This window comes from Candidatus Acididesulfobacter guangdongensis (assembly GCA_004195045.1).
GTDB lineage: Bacteria > SZUA-79 > SZUA-79 > Acidulodesulfobacterales > Acidulodesulfobacteraceae > Acididesulfobacter > Acididesulfobacter guangdongensis.
The window spans coordinates 72,898-94,594 of record SGBC01000001.1; the positions used below are offsets into that span (position 1 = coordinate 72,898).

Genomic DNA, 21,697 nt, shown 5'->3' on the forward strand with positions numbered 1-21,697 from the left:
ATAATATATAATTTTATACGTCTTATGTTTTTAATGCAAATAAAAAATAATTTAAAGGTTAAATTAAAGAGCAATTTTATGGAGCCTTTTGACAAAAATTTCACGGACAGCGATACTTGCGCCGACACGAATTATATCAACCTGCATTTTGCAAAGTTAGATATTAACCGCCTTAAAAGAGCAGGCAAACCTGAAGCAGTTTTATGCGACGGAAAAACCCCTGCAGAAATTTTAAAAATAGCAAAAACATTAGAAAGGATTGCAAATAACGTAATTTTTACGAGAGTAAATTATAAAATCAAGAATATTCTTCTTTCGAACTGCAAAAAAACAATATACCACGACGAAGCAAAAATTATAGTATTAAATCCGCTGCAGCCGGAAGAATGCAAACTTAAAGGAAATATTCTTATCGTTACCGCAGGTACATCTGATATACCGGTTGCCGAAGAAGCCGCAGTTACGGCGGAAGTTTTGGGGAATAAAATATCTAAACTTTACGATATAGGAGTTGCCGGAACTCACAGGATTTTTGATAATATAGACAAAATCAAATCGGCTGGCGTTATCATAGCCGTTGCAGGAATGGACGGCGTGCTTCCTACTTTTATTTCAAGTTTAGTAGATGCAACGGTCATCGCAGTTCCTTCGTCTAATGGTTATGGAACCGGATTTAACGGAATATCGGCTCTTCTTTCTATGCTTAACAGCTGCTCCGGAGGTTTATTAACGGTAAACATAGACAACGGATTCGGCGCCGGCGTGGCAGCAAGCATCATTAATAAAAAGATTAATATATAGAAAATTTATATAGAAAATATTGCTTATCTATTATTATTAGCAGTAGGAATAATATAATTAAAAATAACATAATATTGCAGAAATAGTACAATATATTAGAAATATCACTAAATATTAAATTTTTAATCCGGTTTGCGACCGTTTATATCTGTAATAATCTATTTTTCTAAAAAAATAAAAGACTATCGGGGCTACCATAGAAGTAGCAGCGCTAACAGGCAGCAGATAAAACAAAACATAATAAATCAAGTTATATCTGTACTTAAAATAAATAAAACTTACGGCAAATATTAAAAAATAATAGAGCGCCGACGATATAAACGTTATAAAAATCTCGTAAATTATATTATCCGATAAAAATTTTTTCCATAAATAAAATGCAAAAATAAAAATGATAACGCCTGCCATAGCATACGTGTAAGGGTTCATAGCGGTAAAACATCCGTATACGTAAAAAAATAGATAAGATGCGATGAGCCCGTTAAAAATATTAAAATAAAGAGCAAAATAAATAATAGCAATAAGCGCAAAATTAGGTAAAATAAAAGGATTTTCAAAATAATTGGAAAAAATCAGGGTAAGAATAAGCAAAAAAAGAGAAAATAGGGTTATATAAACATTTCTTATTATTTTATCTCTCAATGAGAACATTTTTCGAATTAAATAAATTTTTATGAGGCTCTACTATTATTTTTTTAAATATATCGTTAGGCTTGCTTGTAATTTTAACTATATGACCGACGGGCAATCCTGCCGTAAAGACCCCGCCTAACCCGGAAGTCAAAATAGTATCCCCGATATAAGCCTTCTGGGTAGAAAAAATAAATTTAATCTTTAGATAACCGTTTCCTATACCTTTCGCTATACCTACAACTCCGGTTTTGGCGTCAACTACCGAAAATGCGCATTTTGGATTTGTAATAGCGATAGCTTTTGAATAATAGCGTCCCGCTTTAATAATTCTTCCTATAACTCCGCTGTCCGAAACAATTCCTTCCCCGATTTTAATTCCGCTATGCCGTCCTTTGTTTATATAAAAACTTCTGAACCACGATTGTATGCCGTGAATTGTGATAACTGCAGATATAGTTTTTTTTGAAATAATATTTCTTTTTAAATTAAGAAGTTTTCTAAGCTCGCTGTTTTCTACTTTATAGGTATTTAATTTATAAAGTTTTTCTTTAAGAATATTATTTTGCTTCAGAAGAATTTTATTGTCTTTTTTTATAGATATTAAATCAATATAGTTCGAAAAAATATTAGAAGATAACTTTACCGGATAATCCGCAATTCTATAAATAAAATATATACTGCCGTAAATGGGTCCTGACAATATACCGTTATATTTCTTGCTGTTCAAGTGAGCTAAAAATATGACGGCGGCGATAATCACGACTAATATCAGCAAAAAAATATCTTTATTTTTTTTAAAAAATTTTTTAAACCCTTTTTGCATGGATATTTTTATTATATTGCAGGTACTGTTGAAACACCTAGTTATTAGAATTTAAAACAGCTTTTTCATGAACGTTGCTATTATCACGCCGTTATTGCTAAATTGCATTTATCAAAATCTGCCGGCGATGAAATACGGTTAAATAAATAATTCATTTTTAAATAATTGGCAAAAAAATATATATGATTTTTTATTTTCTTGTAATGATATAATTGTTTTATCAATTGGTTCTGGTTTTTTTAATATGTTTTTTATCTGTTTTCATTAATTTTTAACCAATTAATAAGATATTAATTTATTAATTGCTATTAAATATCATCAACTATTTTCACGCTAATTTTCAAGAACAATATCTTTTAATATATTCAGTTCGTCTAACGCCATACCTGCGCCCCTTACAACGCAAGTAAGAGGGTCGTCCGCGATAATAACCGGCAGTTCCGTATTCTCTCTTATTAAAATATCTATATTTTTTAAAAGAGCGCCTCCGCCCGCAAGAGCAATACCTCTGTCAACAATATCGGAAGAAAGTTCCGGCGGAATTTTTTCGAGCGTAGTTTTAACCGCATCGACAATTTGGGATACGGGCTCAGATATCGCTTCATAGATTTCAGCCGAAGTAATCTCGACTATTTTAGGGATCCCGCTAAGAAGGTCCCTGCCTTTTATATTCATCGTAGATATTTCTTCGGTGGGGTAAGCTGTGCCTATCGTCATTTTAATCAGTTCTGCCGTTCTGTCGCCGATAAGGAGATTATATTTTTTCTTCACATATTGAATTATAGAATCGTCTATCTTGTCGCCGCCAACCCTTATGGATTTTGCATAAACAATACCGGACATTGAAATAACCGCAACTTCGGTAGTCCCTCCGCCTATATCCACTATCATATTTCCGGCAGCTTCCGTTATCGGCAATCCTGCTCCTATCGCCGCAGCGACAGGCTCTTCTATCAGATAAACTACTCTGGCTCCCGCAGCCTCTGCCGATTCCCTCACCGCTCTTCTTTCGACGGCGGTAATGCCTGATGGAACCGCTATAATAATTCTCGGTCTGACTAAAGTTTTCCTATTATGTATTTTTCTTATGAAATATTTAAGCATAGCCTCTACTACTTCAAAATCTGCAATAACTCCATCTTTCATCGGTCTGATTGCCTGAATGTTGCCGGGCGTTCTGCCAAGCATTTTTTTTGCATCCTTGCCGACCGACAAAATTTTCTTTTCTCCTCTTGAATCTATGTGAACAGCAACAACGGAAGGTTCGTTTGAAACAATACCTTTATCTTTCACATATATTAAGGTATTTGCAGTTCCTAAATCTATTGCAAGATCTTGTGAAAAAACTCCTATTATATTATCGATAAACATACTTCAACCTCTTTATAAATATTTTTTTATAGATTATAGATTAAATTTAGATATATATATGTATATAATTATTAAATTGAAAATTAAATTGAACTTTAAGGTCAACTTAGATTATATAACAAATATATATTAACAATAAGCATATTAATAATAAAAAACAATAAATAAACCCGGAATAAATGAAATTAATTTTTTATATGGTAATTTAATGTTATATCAGATTATTACCGTTTTTAGCAACAAAAAAATTAAAAAAATAAAAATTTAATCCATTGCTTTGATTTTTGTAAAATTATCTGCTATCATAAAATTTGATTATTAAATCAGAGATTTTCATAAATTATTTTCTTTAGTTTTTTAAAAATATAAATATTAAAAACATTTACTTATTAAAATATAAATATTAAACATATTTATTTACTTATCATGGATAAATTATTCATATCGGATTTAAAAGAAAATGAAAAAGCAGATTCAATTTTTTTAGTAAAAAATAAATCATTATTGAAAGGAAAAACAGGTAAAGATTATATATCTCTTAAATTATCCGATAAAACCGGCGATATAAAAGCCAATATCTGGGACAACACTCAAAAATTTGCAAATATTTTTGAAGCCGGAGATTTTATAAGAATTAAATCAAAAACCAGCGTTTTTCAAAATGAATTGCAGCTCAATATTTCAGATGCGGAAAAAATAGACGTCACTAGCGGCGATTTATGCCTTTTTCTAAGGTCTTCAAGGTTTAATATAGATGATATGTATTTGGAGTTATGCACTATATTAAGGGAAAATATTAAGGATAAATATATCAGCGAACTCATAAATTCATTTCTTAACGATGAACATTATACGGATAAATTAAAATCTCTGCCCGCTGCCAAATCTATACATCATGCATATATAGGCGGTCTTCTGGAGCACACTCTCAGTATCGTAAAAGCCGGTCTTTTAATGTCTATGCACTATAAAGATTCCGTAAATAAAGATGTGATGCTGGCAAGCTGTTTTTTGCATGACGCCGGTAAAATACAGGAATTGAGATTTAATAAAAATATAGCGGAATATTCTGACGAAGGAAGACTTCTGGGGCATATAGTATTAGGCATCAACTGTATAAGTAAAAGAATAGAATCTATAAAAGGTTTCCCTGAAAATTTAAAAATTATTATTTTACATTCTATCGCTTCGCATCACGGAGAATTGGAATTCGGTTCGCCTAAAAGACCTAAAACTATTGAAGCCCTTATATTGCATTTTATAGACAATATGGATGCAAGAGTAAATCAATTTGAAGGGTTAACGGAAGAAACCGCCAAAGTTTCCTACTGGAGCAATTATTCAAAGCATTTAGACAGGTATATTCTGGATTCAAAATCATATTTAGTTTAATTCATATTTAGTTTAATTGGAATATATACTTTTTTTCCTCATATCATATCGCAGCCGTATACCGATACCGATTGCCGCTGATTGCCGTCAATATCTGCTCGGAAAAGGTGTCAGATTTATTTTTTTGCAAATATTTTCTTTGTTAATTGAACTACTCTATATGCAAAAAAATAAATCTGACACCTTTTCCTTTATTGCTTAACCGAGCAAAGAAATGCATAAATATTTTCTATTGCAGGACTAAAGTGATTGAAAGAGTCTTGTTATTCAGTCATTTAATTATTCTGTTGACGACGCTATAAACTTCCTTTAAAGAAACATTATTGTTTAGCGCTATTTTTTTTAAGTTTTCATATTCGGGTTTTTTATTCAGGATTTTATTTCCTAATTTAGATACTTTAACTTTGATTGTACCGTATGGAGTATTTATCTCTTCCGTAAATCTGTCTATATAAATTTTATCTTTTATTGCTATTCTGACCCCTATAGTAGTGGTTTCTTCCATTATAACCGCCGATAATTTCTTTATTGACGGAACATCGCATAAAACATTCAAAACAATGCCGGGTCTATTTTTTTTCATTATTACCGGTGTGAGAAAAACATCTGCTGCCCCGTTTTTAAATAATTTTTCGATAACAAAATCATATATCTCCGGATTCATATCGTCAATATTACACTGCATTTCAACGATTTCTCCGTAATTCATCATATCCGTCATATCTGGAATTTGCGGATTATTGCCGCCGTCAATATTATTTTTGTAATGGCTAATGTCGTCGCAGCTGCCGCTGTTATCAGAATTGCAGCTTAAAGAAGAATGTTTATTTAATTTTCCGTAAAAAATTCTCAAAATATTCGCCAATCTGTTCAGGTCTTTCGACCCGCAGCCGTAACCTTCTGAAATAATTTCCATTGATGGTATTTTTTCGCTGAATCCGCCTGCGTAATATTTAATAAGCGCAGCTCCGGTGGGCGTGGTTAACTCGGTATCATCGCCAAAACCGTAAACCGGCACTTCTTTTAATATATAGGAAACTGCCGGAGGAGGCACCGATAAAGTACCGTGCGAGATATCTATAATGCCTGAACCTAAGTTTATTTTAGAACAGATTATATTATAATTTCCGTTATTTTTTAAATTAAGTTCGTTAATAATAAAAGCGGACAATGATACGTCTATAAGGGTATCGATGCTTGCAACTTCATGAAGATGCAGTTCTTTTAAAGATTTTCCGTGGATATATCCTTCTGCCTCAAATAAAATATTATAAATCAGGCGTATGTCGTTTTTAATATCATTTTTAAAATTAATTAAATTAATCTGCTTATCTACTTCGTTTACTGTTTTGAATTTTACGGATATTTTATCTTGATTTATTCTAAGGAATAACCCGCGAAAACCTTTTTTCTGCGTTTCTTCAAAAAAAATGTCTTTTGAAGAAAAATTCTGTATATTCAAATTATCTACTGCATCGCATAATTGCTTTTCTTTGATTAAATCTAAATTATATAAAGCGCTCAGGAATTTATCGCCTGATACGCCGCTAAAACAGTCAATATAGATAGTGTTTTGATTCATGGCGCAACCGATATATAATATAACCAATGAGACAATATTTAAAATTAAAATAAACAAACAAAATAAAATTAAATCAAATCAATACAATACATAGGATTAAATTCAATCAGCACAAATTGTTAAACAGAGTTGGATTTTTATCCGACAATTTTTTATCCGACATCATTATATTTACGAAATTTAAATTTTACCTTTTTTTCTTCCGCTATTTTTTTTACTTTTTCTATGTTTAAATCTTTTAACCCTACTGCCGAAACCGCAACGTCATTTATATATTTTTTCGATTCGTCTATAAATTCTAAAATTGAGTTAAAAGGGTTAATGCCTGAGACGCTATTTTTCTTTATCTGTGGTCTGCAAATTGCATTGTAATAATCGCTGTCGGCGGCATTAAGACTTATGCTTATACCGTCTATATATTCTCCCAGCTCTTTCGCCACATTCCTGCCATAAACGGCATTAGCAAGCCCGTCGGTATCAAGTCTTACATAAATTCCTTTATTTTTAAGATGTGCCGCGACTTTTTTAAGAACGTTCAAACGCAAAGTCGGTTCTCCTAGTCCGCAAAATACAACCTCTTTAAAATTGTAATAATGAAAAATAGATGCTAAAACCTCGGCTTCAGATGGTTCATGTTTTAATTCAAGATTGTATCCTTTTACATTAAAATTTATCGCGCCGTTCTGATATTTAGGGCAAAAAATACATTGATTTGTGCAGTTATTCGTAAGATTAACGTAAATTGAATCTCTGATTTTATAGGCTACGGCAGGATAAAAATTATCTACGCCGCTAAGAGAAAACAGATTCACGGTATTCTGCACTGTTAATTCTTTAAATTTTTCCAACTCAATATTTTTTTCGTTTGCTATTGTTTCAGCTATAAATCTTACATAAGACGGTTCGTTTCTTTTTCCCCGGTATTTTTGCGGAGCAAGAAAAGGGCTGTCTGTTTCTATTAATATTTTTTCATCGGGGAGGACTTTTGCAATTTCTCTTAAGTGCTGATTTTTTCTATACGTTATCTTGCCGGCTATTGAAATAAAATATCCCAGGTCTAAAAATTTATCGGCTTCTTCAATATTTTTACCTGAAAAACAGTGAATAACCCCTCCGTAAAATAAATAATCGGAATTATGATAGTTTTTTAAAATTTCATATGCTTCGTCGTAAGCATCCCTTATATGAACGGCGATGGGAAGTTTATTGGCTAACGCAAGCTCAATCTGAAATCTGAACAGCTCTTCCTGCTTTTTTTTATCTATCGTATTTTTACCCGTCTTTTCGACCTCTTCAAAATAGTCAAGCCCTATCTCTCCAATAGCAACAACCTTTTCTTTTAAATTTGAAAAATTTATTTCAAACAAATTTTTTATATCGCTAAGACTCTTATAATTACTTTTTGGATGAACTCCGAGTGTTGTAAATATATTGCCGTGCTCATTGACAATCTGAATCGTTTTTTCCAATCTTTCGTTTTCTGCTAAAGAACCTATGGATATAGCATGAGTTATACCGAATTTTTCCATGTTTTCAAATACGGCAGAACGGTCTGCATCAAAATCTTTCATTTCTAAATGGCAATGCGAATCTATCATAACTGCAATCCTATATTACTGCGTTAATTGATGTTGTGAATTAAGTCCAAAATATTATATTGGTATCAGCTGGCGGCTGCGCCATTTCTTAAAACGTTGTTTCTTATTATTATATAAAAGCGGGTTATCCCTGATTTTTACCGCCGGATATATTTAATCTAGGGAAAAGCATAACGCTTTCATCAGATATTTTAAAACCTTCTTTAAATACATCCTCCGGTACGGGAAATTGACCGCCGTCTGAAAAAAACTTGACGTTCAGCATGAAATTTATTTTATCCGATGTACCTGGCATAAACGGATAAATAAAATAAGAGATATAATATACCGAAATAATAGAACTTCTCAATACCGAATCTAAAAATTTGTTTTCAGTTTCATTATTGACGTCTATTTTCCATGGAGCGCTGTCATTTATATATTTATTAACTTTATTTATAAATAAAAAAGCATCTTCTAAAATTTTGGAAAATTCAAAATTTTCGTATCTTTTATCTAAAGAATCTCGCAAAGTTAAGGCATAATCAATTAAGTCCGTATTAATTTCCGCAGATATCGGTACAACACCGTTTCTATATTTCTTAATCATCGCTAAAAGCCTTGAAACTAAGTTGCCTAAATCATTAGCAAGCTCTGAATTATACCTTGTTGTAAAATTTTTCAACGTAAAATCCCCGTCAAGACCGAAAGTAACCTCCCTCATAAGATAATAGCGCAGCGGATCTTCTCCGTAAGTATTTACGACTTCAACCGGATTAACAACATTGCCTAATGATTTCGACATCTTTTTGCCGTCCATGAGCCACCATCCGTGAGCGAAAACCGTCTTCGGAAGAGGAATATCTAAGGCTAACAGCATAATAGGCCAATATACCGTATGAAATTTAAGTATATCCTTCCCTATAATATGATGAAGACTGCCGAAATAATTAATGAACTTATTTTCATTTTCGCCGTTATAATTGCAATTCGTCTTCTTGCCATCGGCATTAGCTAAATCATTTTCTTCTTTATATTTATCATCTTTTCGATAATTTAAATAGCCTGCTCCGGTCAAATAATTAATTAGAGCGTCAAACCAAACATAAATAACATGTTCGTTATTTTCGCTTACCGGAATTCCCCATTTAAAAGACGTCCTTGATACGCTTAAATCGTTTAATCCTTCTTTGATAAAACTTACTACTTCGTTTTTCCTGAAAGACGGTTTAATAAAATCAGGATTCTCATCAATATATTTTAATAGTTTTTCTTCATATTTTTTCAATCTTAAAAAATAACTTTTTTCTTTTATTCTTTCAACAGGTCTCCCGCACTCCGGACAATTTCCGTTTAAAAGAGATTTTTCGGTTAAAAAAGTTTCGCATGGGGTGCAGTACCAGCCTTCATAATCTGAAAGGTATATATCCCCTTTAGAAATAAGTTCCGAAAAAACTCTTTGCACTGTTTTAACGTGGTCTTCGTCGGTAGTTCTGATAAATCTGTCGTAAGAAATATCTAAAGAATTAAAAAGTTCTTTAAATTTTATATGGACATTATCCGCAAGTTCTTTGGGGGATATGCCTCTGGATAGAGCTTCCTTTTCTATTTTTAATCCATGCTCGTCCGTACCGGTCAGAAATAATACATTAAATCCGGAAAGTCTCTTAAATCTTGCAAGTATATCGGCAGATACCGTAGAATAGGCATGCCCTATGTGCGGTATATCATTAACATAATATATAGGCGTGGTTATATAAAAAAAATTGCCTTTATTTTTCATTTTTTTAACTTTTAATTTTGATTTATTTATTAACTTATTTATTAAATATTTTCATCATATGTATTGCAAAAAGACTGCGTGTCCTTGATGACGGAGACAAATTGTAATCCTTTAAGCGAAAGAAGCCTAAGCCGGAATATCTTCTTTAATCTCTGCATTGCCGCCGCATCCGCAGCCGTCATCATCAGAGGAACAAAACATAAAACAGCATAAAAGTCTGCCGCAAGAACCTATCATTCTCCCTGAATTCTGTTTTTGAAACTTGGCGCTTGCAGCCTTAAGAGTTATAGGTGCAAGTTCTTTTATGACTGAATTGCAGCAATACATTCTGCCGCACAAACCTATTCCGCCCAGAAGTTTACACTCATCGCGTATATTTATCTGGCGCATCTCTATTCTTAAATGGAATTTTGCCGCCATAATCTTGACTAGCTCTCTAAAATCAACTCTTTCTTCGGCGCTGTAATAAAAAATCATCTTATTTTCTGACGGAAGATATTTAACCTTAAGAAGTTTCATCGACAAGCCTAATTCTTTAACTCGTTGATTGCAAAAAACAAATCCTTCATCTTCTTTGGGATGATACTGAAACGCACTTACATCTTCATTGCCGTTGACTTTTCTTAATACCAGAGACATCTGCTCTGCGCTGCTCGGCAAGTCCTGCTTATTATCTTTAATTTCAGGCGTCTCTGATACAATACCGAGAAAAATTTTACCTTTCTTTTTAACCAAAACCCTGTCCCCGATTGCGATATTTAAAGCGCATGCATTGAATTCTTCGGATTCAGCGCCTTCATAAAGTTTTATTTTTACTGTTCTCATATTTTTTATGTTTTATTTCAATTTTATTATTATTTTATTTATTATTATTTTAATTGTTAGTTATTTATTTTATATTAATCTCATAAAACCCATATATACTTTAATTATTGTGTATATTCTACTATATATGCTTTTTATATATTATATATATCGGCATCATATTGCCGAAAAGTACCTATCTAAAGAAATATGTTTATTTAGATTATAATTGAGACCATTAATATGGCTTAAGGTAATTTCTATCATTTCAGAAATTTTTTCTTCATCAAAATTATCAAGCATAGTTATTTTTTTTATTTCTTCGTAAATATCTACATTATATATTAATTTTATATTTTTTGTAACTAAATAAACTAAAATATCTCTTAATATGACAAGTATAATTTCAAAAATATAGCTCTCGTCTATATCTATATTATCATTATCTGTATTTTTTGCCATGATACCGATTTTCTTACCTGACTTATTGCTTTTGCTTCCGTCTTCTTTATAATTTTTTATAATATTATTAAACTTATCGGACATATTATAATTATAAAAAGGTAATTTTTTGTTAAATGATTCGCTGATAAAAATGTCAAAAATTTCATTTCTGAGTTTTATGTAATTGCCGGACATTAAATTGGCTAAATTGGATATGCTTCCCCTTGCGAGCCTCACATACGCTGCCAGTATTTCGTCGTCGTTATTAAACCCCTTAATTTCTTTATCGGCTCTATTTTCTCTATTGCCGTTATTATTATCATTATTATTGTTGCTGCTGCCATTGCTATTTTGATTACCGTTGCCGTTATAGTAATTTTTAGCATAGTTGAATAATATTTCTTCATTTACGGGTTTAAAATTTACAATCATACATCTTGATATTATAGTTGGAAGAATATTATTTAAAGCTGCCGCTATTAAAATAAAAACAGTTTTTTCCGGAGGCTCTTCTAAAATTTTTAAGATTGAGTTCATTGCGCCTGCATTCATTTTAGAAATATCGTCTATAATGACAAATCTATGCATATTGTTAGCAGGCAAAAGCGAAAGAGACCTTGCTAATCCATTAATCTTGTCTATATTTATCAGTCCTTTTTCATGCTCTATGTAAATTATATTGGAATTTGTTTTATTAAGTATTCCGGCGCAGGATGAACATTTTCCGCACGGTTCAATCAATGCTGAAGAGGGATTATTTAAATTACTGCTGCGGTCGCCATTACTGTCTTCGATGCCGATCAGCTTCCTGCTATTGCCGCTATTAAAATTTAAATCTAAATTAAAATCTGAGCAAAGCACGGATGAGGCGAATGAAAAAGCGGTAAATTTTTTTCCTATCGATTCCTGACCGTAAAATATCAGACCGGATGGGATTCTGTCCTGTAAAATCAGACTATTCAGAAAAACCAGTTCACTTTCGTGTCCAAGCACCTTTGAAAATCCATACGGAAAATTATTCATAATACTGATAATGATAATATTAATAATATATCTATAATATATTTATTTAATTTATTTAACTTGCCTCATTTGGCAGAACATTTACAACTTTATTTTCTGTTCCGAAATAACAGGATTTACCGTAACATTTTATTAAACTTGTTTAACAGGGCATTTATAACGTTATAATAATCTTCATAATATATTCACGGCAATAAAGAATCCGTATCCGATAAAATTTCCGATACTATTTCATCGGTAGTTTTGGAAGCGTTTATCAATGTTATTCTATTCCGATATATTTCATAAAGATATAAATAGTTTTCTCTGATTTTTGAAAAAACATCGACAGATTGAACATCATACAGGCTCTTGATATCTTTTTTAGATATTCTTTTACCGGCTATTTCGGGGTCTATATCAAGCAGATAAGTTCTATCTATTTCAATATCATTTATATCAAGAATAAAACTGTTTACTTTAAGAATAAATTCTTTAGCTTTGTTTATTTTAGCTTTATCTTCTATTTCATCAAAACTTTGATAGGCAAATGTAGAATCTGTAAATCTATCGCATATAACAATGTCATAATCTTTAATTTTATTTTTAATACTGCTCAAATGAGCTGCTCTGTCGGATGAAAACAAAAACAGACAAATTAATTTATAAGAAATTTCGTCTAAATTATTAATATATTCATGCAGCAGTTTGTCTTTTGTACCATTATCTTTTGTATCATTATCTTTTGTATCATTATCTTTTGTATCATTATCTTTGCTTATATTATTGTTTTTGTAATTGCTGAAATTGTCGTCTTTATAATTATTTTTTTCACTGTCTCCTAAAATATATTTCTTAATAAAAGCACCCAGAGGTTCGTCTGTCGGTTCCATAGTGTATAAAACACTATAACCTCTTTTCTCAAGTCTGCTTTTTAGTTCATGCCCCGCAGTTGTTTTTCCGCAGCCGTCTATACCTTCTAAAGTTATAAATAGATTATTATTTTTATATGTTTTCATTGTTCTTCATCGTTAGTTAATTATTTTATCTTCATTTTATTCTTATTTTATCTTATTTTATCTTATTTTATCTTATTTATTTTATTCTATATTTATAATTATTTTTAGTTAAGAAATATTATTATTTTTAGAAAAATCTGCGAAATTCCCTTCTTTTTAAAGGAAAATTGTAAATATTTTGTTTAGCTAAAAGATGCAAATTAAGCAATAGACGCTATAAAAGTTATTTTGTAATAGACATTATAAAAGCTATAGAGATAGCAATTATTTATGTAATTATTTATATTTATATATTTACGGTTATTATGATATAATGCAAAAAAAAACTCAAGATTTAAAATTAAATACAACAACTCAAAATCAGATTTAAAATTAAATACAACAACTCAAAATAACTGAAAATATATGAAATTAGAAGATTTTAATTACTTTTTTGATGAAAAACTTATCGCAAAATATCCTCTTAAAAATAGAGATGAATCGAAGCTTCTTGCCGTTAACGTAAAAAAATTCACGGTAGAGCATAAAAAATTTTACGACATTATTGATTATATTAATCCCGGCGATGTAATAACAGTTAACAGCTCTTATGTCAAAAAAGCGCGCATATTCGGCAAAAGAGAGACCGGCGGAAAGGTTGAGATTTTTATACTGGATTTTCCGAACAAAATTACTTTTCCTCTTACCTTAAAATGTTTGCTTAAAACACATAAAAAAATAAAAAAAAATGAAAGAATTACAGTTTTGTCTTCGAACGGTGAAAAAAACACCGCCTGTGACAATCGGCATACATCGGAATATTTTGATTTTAAAGAAGATTTTAAAGAAGATAGGAACAGAAAAAATGAGGATAGCTGCTGCGATAATTATAATAATTATAATAACGGCAATCAAAATAATAATTTTTTTATTACCGCTTCAAACTACCTTGGAGAAAGTACATGGGAAATAATAATTCAAAATGAGAACGATTACAATTTCATATTTGATAACTGCGCCGCTGTTCCCCTGCCTCCATATATCAAAAGACCAACCGATAAGAATGATGAAATTTATTATCAGACCATATACGCAAAGGAAGCTTCCGGTTTTTCAGTTGCAGCTCCTACTGCAGGACTTCATTTTACGGAAAATCTTATTAATAAAATAAAAAACAAGGGCGGCATTTTTACGGATATTTCATTGAATATAGGATTAGGAACATTTGCGCCGGTGCGTGAAAAAGATATTGAGAACCACAATATGCATGAAGAAAGATATAAAATATCGGAAAAAACGGCAAACATAATCAACAACGCGCTCAAAAACGGGAACAAGCTAATCGCCACGGGAACGTCCTCCGTAAGATGCTTGGAATCGTCAACCGGCAATGACGGTACGGTCCGACCTGAAAGTGATGCAATTACCTCATTATATATATATCCGGGCTATAAATTTAAAATAACTAAGAATTTGATAACTAATTTTCATCAGCCTAAATCTTCTCTGTTTATTATGCTCAGCGCATTAATAGGCTTAGATAAAATGAAAATATTATATGAAGAAGCTATGAATAACGACTATAAATTTTTTAGCTACGGCGATGCAATGTTTTTATATAATATATAATAAGACATTGAAAAGGTGTCCACTGAAAAGGTGTCAGACACCTTTTCCGGAAAAGTATACGGTAAAATGAGTAACATAAAAAGGTGTCAGACACCTTTTCCGTTATAATAAAATGAGGAGCCGGCTGCTTTGCGGCAGGATTAACATAATCTATAATTAAACTATCTATATAAATAATATATGTTTGAAATTCTAAAAAAAGACCCTTTGAGCAATGCCAGAACCGGCAAGCTTCGCACAAAAAACGAAACAATAGATACGCCGGTTTTCATGCCGGTCGGAACGTTAGGCACTGTAAAGTCAATCTCTCCGTTAGAACTTTATAATGAAGGTTTTAAAATAATGCTTTCAAATACCTATCATCTCTTTTTGCGTCCCGGTATGGAAGTTATTGAAAAATTCGGTTCTCTAAGAAATTTTACAAATTATAAAGGCGCAATATTAACAGATTCAGGTGGTTTTCAAATATTCAGTCTGTCCAAATTTGCAAAAATAAGCAGCGGCGGCGCAGAGTTTATGTCTCATATCGACGGCTCGGTCCATATTTTTACGCCTGAAAGAGTTGTTAAACTGCAGGAAACTTTTGATTCTGATATAATAATGCCTTTAGATGTTTTCTCAGGTCCGGGCGTATCAAAAAAAATAGCCGAAAAAGACCTCGATATAACTTTAGAATGGGCTGAACGTTCAATCAGCGCAAAAAATAAAGAAAAAAACAATTTAATTTTTTTAATATCTCAGGGAAATTTCTTTGATGATTTGAGAGAAAAATCGGCAATATATTTATCCGAACTGAATGCCGACGGATATGCCATAGGCGGTCTTGCAGTAGGAGAAGATAAGGAAACAATGCGTGATATGCTCGGTATTTCAGTTTCTAAACTGCCTGAAAATAAACCGAGATATCTGATGGGGGTCGGCACTCCTGAAGATATAATAACAGCCGTAAGCCTCGGCGTTGATATGTTTGACTGTGTTTTGCCTTCAAGAAATGCAAGAACTGGGTTTGCATTCACATCTAAAGGTAATTTAAATATTAAGAACTCTGTTCATAAATTTGAAAAACAGCCTATAGACGATGAATGCGGCTGCTACGCCTGTTTAAACTTTTCCAGGGCTTATTTAAGACACGCTTTTATGAGCAAAGAAATATTTTCGCAGAGACTTTTGACGATACATAATCTTCATTTTTATCAGAATATGATATTAAATATCAGACGGTCTATAAATGACGGCAACTTCACAGACTATAAAAATGATTTTTTAGGAAAAAGACAACAGACAGCTGTACTGCCTGAAGATACCTCTTTATAACAATAAATGCAATTTATTCACTTTAATCCGAAATAGAAAATATTTATGTATTCTTTGCTCGGTTAAGCAAAATATAAAAACGGCTTCTGCTTATCCAAATTTTTATAATTTAACGCTTATTTTTTACATTTACTCTTTACTTTAATCAGAAATTTGAATAGAATAATAAATCAAAATATAATAAATTATATTGATTTAATCTATTAATTTAATCTAATCAATAAATAAAAAGGTAAAAAAAATGAAAATTCTATCTGATGTATTAAATTTATTTTATCCCACAAATGCTTATGCAGCACCAGCAGCCGCCGGAGGAAGTTCTCTCCAGAATGAAATTTGGAGTTTTGCTCCGCTTATCGCAATAGTAGTTATATTCTATCTTCTTGTAATATTACCGCAGCAGAAAAGAACAAAAGACCATAAAAAAATGATTGATTCTTTAAAGATAGGCGACCAGGTGATAACTAACGGCGGTATATACGGAGTAGTTGCCGGAATTGCAGACCAGGTATTTACGCTTGAAATAGCAAAAGATGTTAAAATTAAGGTTGCGAAAAACACGATAGCGACCAAAGCGTCTTAAACTTATTTGCCTTAAATTTAATTTGACAGAAAAAACAAACGATATTATTGCCGCTAATAAAAAATGTCTTAAACTTATTTGCCGTAAATTTAATTTGACAGATAAAATGAATTTAATACTAAATATTAAAGAGGGCTATTTTTCAATATTATGAAACCTGTTAAAACAAGAGTAATTCTTATAACCGTTTTAATTATCGTATCTTTATTTTCAATAGTTCCGTCAATTTACCCCAATACGCCTTCATGGTGGAAAGCGACCATAGGAAACGCCGAGATGCATCTTGGATTAGATCTTCAGGGCGGTCTTTATCTTGTTGAAAAAGTCCAGACAAACAAAGCTATCAATGAAAAATTATACAAAGATTATTCTGATATCGCGGCTTTTACCGTCTCGAAAGGATACAGCAAAAACAACATTGTGTACAATAAAAGCTACTTATCCGTCAAAGGAAAACTGCTAAAAAACAAACCGTTTTTAATGAAATTTATTTCCGAACGCCATCCTTCTTTAAAACTTGTCGGGGATAAAATAATATTCAAAAAATCGTCCGTAGCTTTATTTAAAAAGGAAGCGGTCAGCGGAGCTTTAGAGGTCATGCGCAACAGAATAGACCAGTTCGGCTTAGTAAATCCTAATATCGCAAGACAGGGTAAAAATACTATCGTTCTTGAACTCCCCGGCGTGAAGAATGTAAAACAGGCTGTCAGTCTGATAGGCAAAACTGCCAGATTAACCTTTCAGCTGGTAGATGATAAATACAGCTTAAAAAAAGCACTATCCGGCGAGATACCTCCGGGAGATGAAATTTTATATCATACTACCTACAATAAATACACGCATAAAACTATGAAAAGACCTTATCTTATCAATAAAACGGTTTTAATGAGCGGAACTAATATTTCAAGCGCCAATGTCCAAATAAATCAGTATAATCAGCCGATAGTCGCAATTTCATTTAATTCTAAAGGAACAAAGGAATTTGCAGCCGTTACTACAAAATATACAGGACAAAGACTTGCTATCATCTTAGATCATAATGTAAATTCCGCTCCTGTTATAGAAGAACCTATTACAGGAGGAAATGCTACTATTTCAGGCAATTTTACTATGGCGAAAGCAAATGACCTTGCTATAGCGCTGCGTTCGGGCGCTTTGCCGGCTCCGGTAAAAATAATGCAGGATGTGACAATAGGACCTACGCTTGGTGCTGATTCTATACATGACGGTATTGTAGCGGCGGTAGTCGGGCTTATCCTTGTTATGGGATTTATGATATTTTATTATAAATTATCAGGACTTATTGCAGATTTTGCTTTGATAGAAAATATTCTTTTTCTTATGGCAGCGCTGTCTCTTTTCGGCGCAACGCTCACGTTGCCCGGTATTGCAGGTATAATTCTTACTATAGGTATGGCTGTCGATGCAAACGTTCTTATATTTGAAAGAATAAGGGAAGAACTCAGAGAAAATAAACCGATTCCTATTGCAATAGAAAACGGCTACAATAAAGCGTTCTTTACTATACTTGATTCGCATGTTACGGCATTAATAACGGCTGCCGTTTTATTTTATTTCGGTTCAGGTCCGGTCAAAGGTTTTGCAGTTACTCTTTCATTAGGTATTATCATTAATCTTTTTACTTCTTTAGTAGGAACAAAGGTTATTTTTGATATTGTAGCAAATAAGAAAAAAATTGAAAAATTAAGCATATAAGGAGCCGATAAAAGTGGAATTTATAAGAAATACGCATTTTGATTTTCTTGGAAAAAAGAAATTTTCTTTTGTAATATCTTCCGTACTTGTTATCCTCGGAATAATCGAGGTCATTACTATGCTTCTCGGCACTGCTAACATAGGTATAGATTTTACCGGCGGCTTAACAATGCAGCTTCTTTTTAAACATAAGCTCAACGTTCCGCTAGTCAGAAAATCATTAACATCCGGCGGATTTAAAGACATCAAAATTATAAAATTTAAAGGGAAGAATGAATGTATTATTAAAACAAAATTAATCGGCAACAATATTACGAAATATGCAGATAAACTAAAATCTGTAGTGAAAAAATCTTCACCGGGTAACCCTTTTAAAGTAATAAGCAATGAGATGGTCGGTCCGTCCGTAGGCAGCAGTATGACAAAAGATGCTATTATAGCTATAATTATAGCTATAGTAAGTATTGTCATATATATCACGTGGAGATTTGAATTCAGATTCGGGGCGGCGGCGGCAATCGGGCTTGCCCATGATATCCTTGCTCTTCTTGGAGTTATATTTATATTCGATAAAGAAATTACGCTTCTTGTAATAACGGCTATTTTAACCGTTGCGGGATATTCTTTAACGGATAAAGTCGTTGTTTTTGATAGAATAAGGGAAAATCTCAAGCTTGAAAGCGAGCAAAAACAGCCTATTAATTTAACAAATTTGGTAAATAAAAGTATAAATGAAGTTTTAACCCGAACTGTAGTAACTTCATTGACTGTTATATTAGTTGTTCTATCATTATTTTTTCTTGGCGGATCGGTGCTGCATGATTTTGCTTTTACACTCCTTTTTGGAGTTATAATCGGAACATATTCTTCTATTTTCATAGCAAGCCCTATTATGGTAATATTCAATGAAAAATATTATAAATAATAATGAAAATGACGACACGGACTTTTCAAACTTGAAGAAGTACGGGTATGACAGCGAGGTGATTTTTTTATCAATAAAAAATAATTTAGATAAATTTCAGTTAAGCAATCTCACCAAATCTATTATTTCAAAAAGAATATTTTCTCAGCTTTGTTTTGAACCGGCATTTTTGAATCTGATAATATCCGAAAAGGATAAAGCGGATACTTTCGATGCAAATTCAATAAACATTTCGACAGAAATTTTAGATAACTATATATATAATTATATATCGAACTATATTGAGCCATCGTTAAAAAATCTCCACAATCCGTTTCTTATGAAAGATATGGATAAAGCGGTAAACCGTATAATTAGCGCATTAGTAAACGATGAAAAAATATGTGTTTTCGGCGATTATGACGTTGACGGAATTACCGCAACATCTTTTTTAGTTCTTTTTCTCAGAGAAATTAATAAATATATTGTAAAAGCCAACAGCAATGGTAATACCGACGGCAGTGCAGGCAATAAAGACACTGGGATTGCTATAAACGGAAACAGCGATGCCGTAAAAAAAGTAACTGATGATAACAATCATAATGAAAATGGAATAAATGGAAGCTTCGAAAACAATCATACGAATAATATATGCGGCAACGCTTGTACAAACGGCAGTAAAAACACATCCGATAATAACATAATATATAAAATTCCGGACAGAATTAAGCATGGCTATGGACTTGGCATTGAACCTATAAATGAACTGATAGCCGATAATAATTGCGAAAATGGAAAGCCGGTCTCGCTAATAATTACGGTTGACCTCGGTATCACTAATTATGAACCCGTAGAATATGCAAATTCCAACAGCATAGACGTTGTTATATGCGACCATCACGAAGTCCCCGATAGGATTCCTCCTGCAATCGCAATACTTAATCCTAAACAAAGAGACGATAAATTTCCTTTTAAATTTTTACCGGGCGTGGGCATTGCGTTTAATCTTGCAATGGCTCTAAGAAAACAACTTTTTGACGATGGTTTAATAAGTTCTTATCCAAATCTAAAAGATTTTCTTGACATTGTTTGTATTGGGATTGTAGGCGACATCGTACCTATGTATGACGAAAACAGACTGCTGGTTTACTACGGGCTTAAAATAATTAATAGCGACCCAAGACCGGGAATAAAAGAATTAAAAAAAATCTGCAATCTTCGTTTTGACAATGCAACTGAATCTGACATTGCATGGAAAATAGCTCCGAAGATCAATTCATCGGGCAGGGTTGGAAATCCTAATATCGCTATTGAATTACTCATGTCGCAGGATTACGAACAAGCAAGAACTTTAGCCTTAAAATTAGAAGAACTGAATAAAAAAAGAAAAAAATTAGAAACAGAATGTTTTAACAGCGCAATTATAAAAATAAATCAGATGGACGGCGCGAATTATTCAAATCCAGTAATTATTTTATCAGATGATTCATGGCATCCGGGGGTTATAGGAATAGCATCGTCAAGATTAGCCGAATCTTTAATGAAACCTGTTTTGCTGCTATCAGGATATAAAGAAGACATTTTTATAGGTTCTGCAAGGTCATATGAAAATATTGATATCTATTCAATTTTAAAACAATTTAAAAATTTTTTTATAAAATTCGGCGGTCACAAGCTGGCTTGCGGTCTGAGTATTAAAAAAAACGAATTCGATAAATTTATTGACGCTGCAAATAAATTATGGGAAAAAGATTCGGATAAACTTCAATCTGATATTGCTTATATCAGGACAGGCTGCAAATTTAACTACGACGAAGAACTGTCAGCCGACAATATGAGCAATGAACTTATAAATAAGCTGAGACTAATGGCACCCTACGGAGTACTGAATGAACAGCCAAAATTCTGCATAAAGAATCCTTTAATAGACAATATTATAACAAGGAAAATAAAAAATACTTACAATTCCCGCAACAGCAGCGATCAGAGAAATGCAGACACTCCTTCCCCCGCAGATAAAGTATTAGATAACAATTTAAATTTTAATTTTAAAAAAATTATAAACAATGAATATTTTACTTGCGACATAATAAATTACGGAGACAAAATCAGCAAATCGAATAAAGCTATCATTTTTAAAAATATATCCTGCTTCAGAGCCGAAGATTTTGATTTTAAAAATCTTAACAATACTACAGTTAAAAGTATAATATTTGAATTTTTTAATAATTATATTAAAATATTAGATATTATCTACTAACTAATAAATATTTTATATATAACTATATACAAATATACATAAACATATAAATAAAAATAATCATATAAATATACATAAACT

Annotated in this window: 17 protein-coding genes; 8 read left to right on the plus strand and 9 right to left on the minus strand. The window is 32.0% G+C overall.

From position 1 onward, the window contains the following. Nucleotides 1-24 precede the first annotated feature (24 nt). Nucleotides 25-801, plus strand: coding sequence for a nickel pincer cofactor biosynthesis protein LarB (gene larB, locus EVJ46_00410; protein ID RZD16738.1), 777 nt, complete (start codon nucleotides 25-27; stop codon nucleotides 799-801). 114 nt (nucleotides 802-915) lie between these two features. On the opposite strand, the gene EVJ46_00415 is transcribed toward larB, so the two are convergent. From EVJ46_00415 to EVJ46_00425, 3 genes are all read right to left on the minus strand, one after another. Next, nucleotides 916-1,230 carry a hypothetical protein gene (locus EVJ46_00415; protein RZD16739.1) on the minus strand — a complete coding sequence of 105 codons (315 nt, stop codon included), beginning with the start codon at nucleotides 1,228-1,230 and terminating at the stop codon, nucleotides 916-918. Between the two features lie 202 nt (nucleotides 1,231-1,432). Beyond that, the gene (gene mreC, locus EVJ46_00420) at nucleotides 1,433-2,257 is read right to left on the minus strand and encodes a rod shape-determining protein MreC (GenBank protein ID RZD16740.1); all 825 of its coding nucleotides are present in this window, start codon (nucleotides 2,255-2,257) and stop codon (nucleotides 1,433-1,435) included. Between the two features lie 333 nt (nucleotides 2,258-2,590). Next, nucleotides 2,591-3,628, minus strand: coding sequence for a rod shape-determining protein (locus EVJ46_00425; protein ID RZD16741.1), 1,038 nt, complete (start codon nucleotides 3,626-3,628; stop codon nucleotides 2,591-2,593). A 426-nt stretch (nucleotides 3,629-4,054) separates the two neighbouring features. Between EVJ46_00425 and EVJ46_00430 the strand changes: the two genes are divergently transcribed. After that, the gene (locus EVJ46_00430; GenBank protein RZD16742.1) at nucleotides 4,055-5,020 is read left to right on the plus strand and encodes an HD domain-containing protein; all 966 of its coding nucleotides are present in this window, start codon (nucleotides 4,055-4,057) and stop codon (nucleotides 5,018-5,020) included. A gap of 271 nt (nucleotides 5,021-5,291) precedes the next feature. Here the strand turns inward: EVJ46_00430 and larC are convergent, their stop codons facing one another. The 6 genes from larC to EVJ46_00460 all read right to left on the minus strand — a co-directional run bounded on the left by larC (nucleotide 5,292) and on the right by EVJ46_00460 (nucleotide 13,231). Then, the gene (gene larC / locus EVJ46_00435; GenBank protein ID RZD16743.1) at nucleotides 5,292-6,602 is read right to left on the minus strand and encodes a nickel pincer cofactor biosynthesis protein LarC; all 1,311 of its coding nucleotides are present in this window, start codon (nucleotides 6,600-6,602) and stop codon (nucleotides 5,292-5,294) included. A gap of 152 nt (nucleotides 6,603-6,754) precedes the next feature. Next, the gene (locus EVJ46_00440; protein ID RZD16744.1) at nucleotides 6,755-8,200 is read right to left on the minus strand and encodes a YchF/TatD family DNA exonuclease; all 1,446 of its coding nucleotides are present in this window, start codon (nucleotides 8,198-8,200) and stop codon (nucleotides 6,755-6,757) included. A gap of 124 nt (nucleotides 8,201-8,324) precedes the next feature. Further along, nucleotides 8,325-9,962 (minus strand): methionine--tRNA ligase, encoded by a 1,638-nt coding sequence (locus tag EVJ46_00445; GenBank protein ID RZD16745.1) that lies wholly within the window; start codon nucleotides 9,960-9,962, stop codon nucleotides 8,325-8,327. Nucleotides 9,963-10,088: 126 nt separating this feature from the next. Then, entirely contained in the window at nucleotides 10,089-10,787 is a 699-nt protein-coding gene (locus EVJ46_00450) for a hypothetical protein (GenBank protein ID RZD16746.1), read from the minus strand. A gap of 156 nt (nucleotides 10,788-10,943) precedes the next feature. Beyond that, on the minus strand, nucleotides 10,944-12,233 hold the full coding sequence (locus EVJ46_00455) for a hypothetical protein (protein ID RZD16747.1): 1,290 nt from the start codon (nucleotides 12,231-12,233) through the stop codon (nucleotides 10,944-10,946). Between the two features lie 185 nt (nucleotides 12,234-12,418). Then, a complete protein-coding gene (locus EVJ46_00460) occupies nucleotides 12,419-13,231 on the minus strand; it encodes a thymidylate kinase (protein RZD16748.1) in 813 nt (270 codons plus the stop codon). A 405-nt stretch (nucleotides 13,232-13,636) separates the two neighbouring features. Between EVJ46_00460 and queA the strand changes: the two genes are divergently transcribed. The 6 genes from queA to EVJ46_00490 all read left to right on the plus strand — a co-directional run bounded on the left by queA (nucleotide 13,637) and on the right by EVJ46_00490 (nucleotide 21,616). Next, complete coding sequence (gene queA, locus EVJ46_00465) at nucleotides 13,637-14,839, plus strand: tRNA preQ1(34) S-adenosylmethionine ribosyltransferase-isomerase QueA (protein RZD16749.1); 1,203 nt, start codon at nucleotides 13,637-13,639, stop codon at nucleotides 14,837-14,839. Between the two features lie 180 nt (nucleotides 14,840-15,019). Beyond that, nucleotides 15,020-16,153 carry a tRNA guanosine(34) transglycosylase Tgt gene (locus EVJ46_00470; GenBank protein ID RZD16750.1) on the plus strand — a complete coding sequence of 378 codons (1,134 nt, stop codon included), beginning with the start codon at nucleotides 15,020-15,022 and terminating at the stop codon, nucleotides 16,151-16,153. Between the two features lie 241 nt (nucleotides 16,154-16,394). Then, nucleotides 16,395-16,736, plus strand: coding sequence for a preprotein translocase subunit YajC (gene yajC / locus EVJ46_00475; protein ID RZD16751.1), 342 nt, complete (start codon nucleotides 16,395-16,397; stop codon nucleotides 16,734-16,736). A 150-nt stretch (nucleotides 16,737-16,886) separates the two neighbouring features. Then, entirely contained in the window at nucleotides 16,887-18,452 is a 1,566-nt protein-coding gene (gene secD, locus EVJ46_00480) for a protein translocase subunit SecD (GenBank protein RZD16752.1), read from the plus strand. 13 nt (nucleotides 18,453-18,465) lie between these two features. Continuing rightward, a complete protein-coding gene (gene secF / locus EVJ46_00485) occupies nucleotides 18,466-19,377 on the plus strand; it encodes a protein translocase subunit SecF (protein ID RZD16753.1) in 912 nt (303 codons plus the stop codon). After that, complete coding sequence (locus EVJ46_00490) at nucleotides 19,358-21,616, plus strand: hypothetical protein (protein ID RZD16754.1); 2,259 nt, start codon at nucleotides 19,358-19,360, stop codon at nucleotides 21,614-21,616. The genes secF and EVJ46_00490 overlap by 20 nt, the downstream gene beginning before the upstream one ends. Nucleotides 21,617-21,697 lie beyond the last annotated feature (81 nt).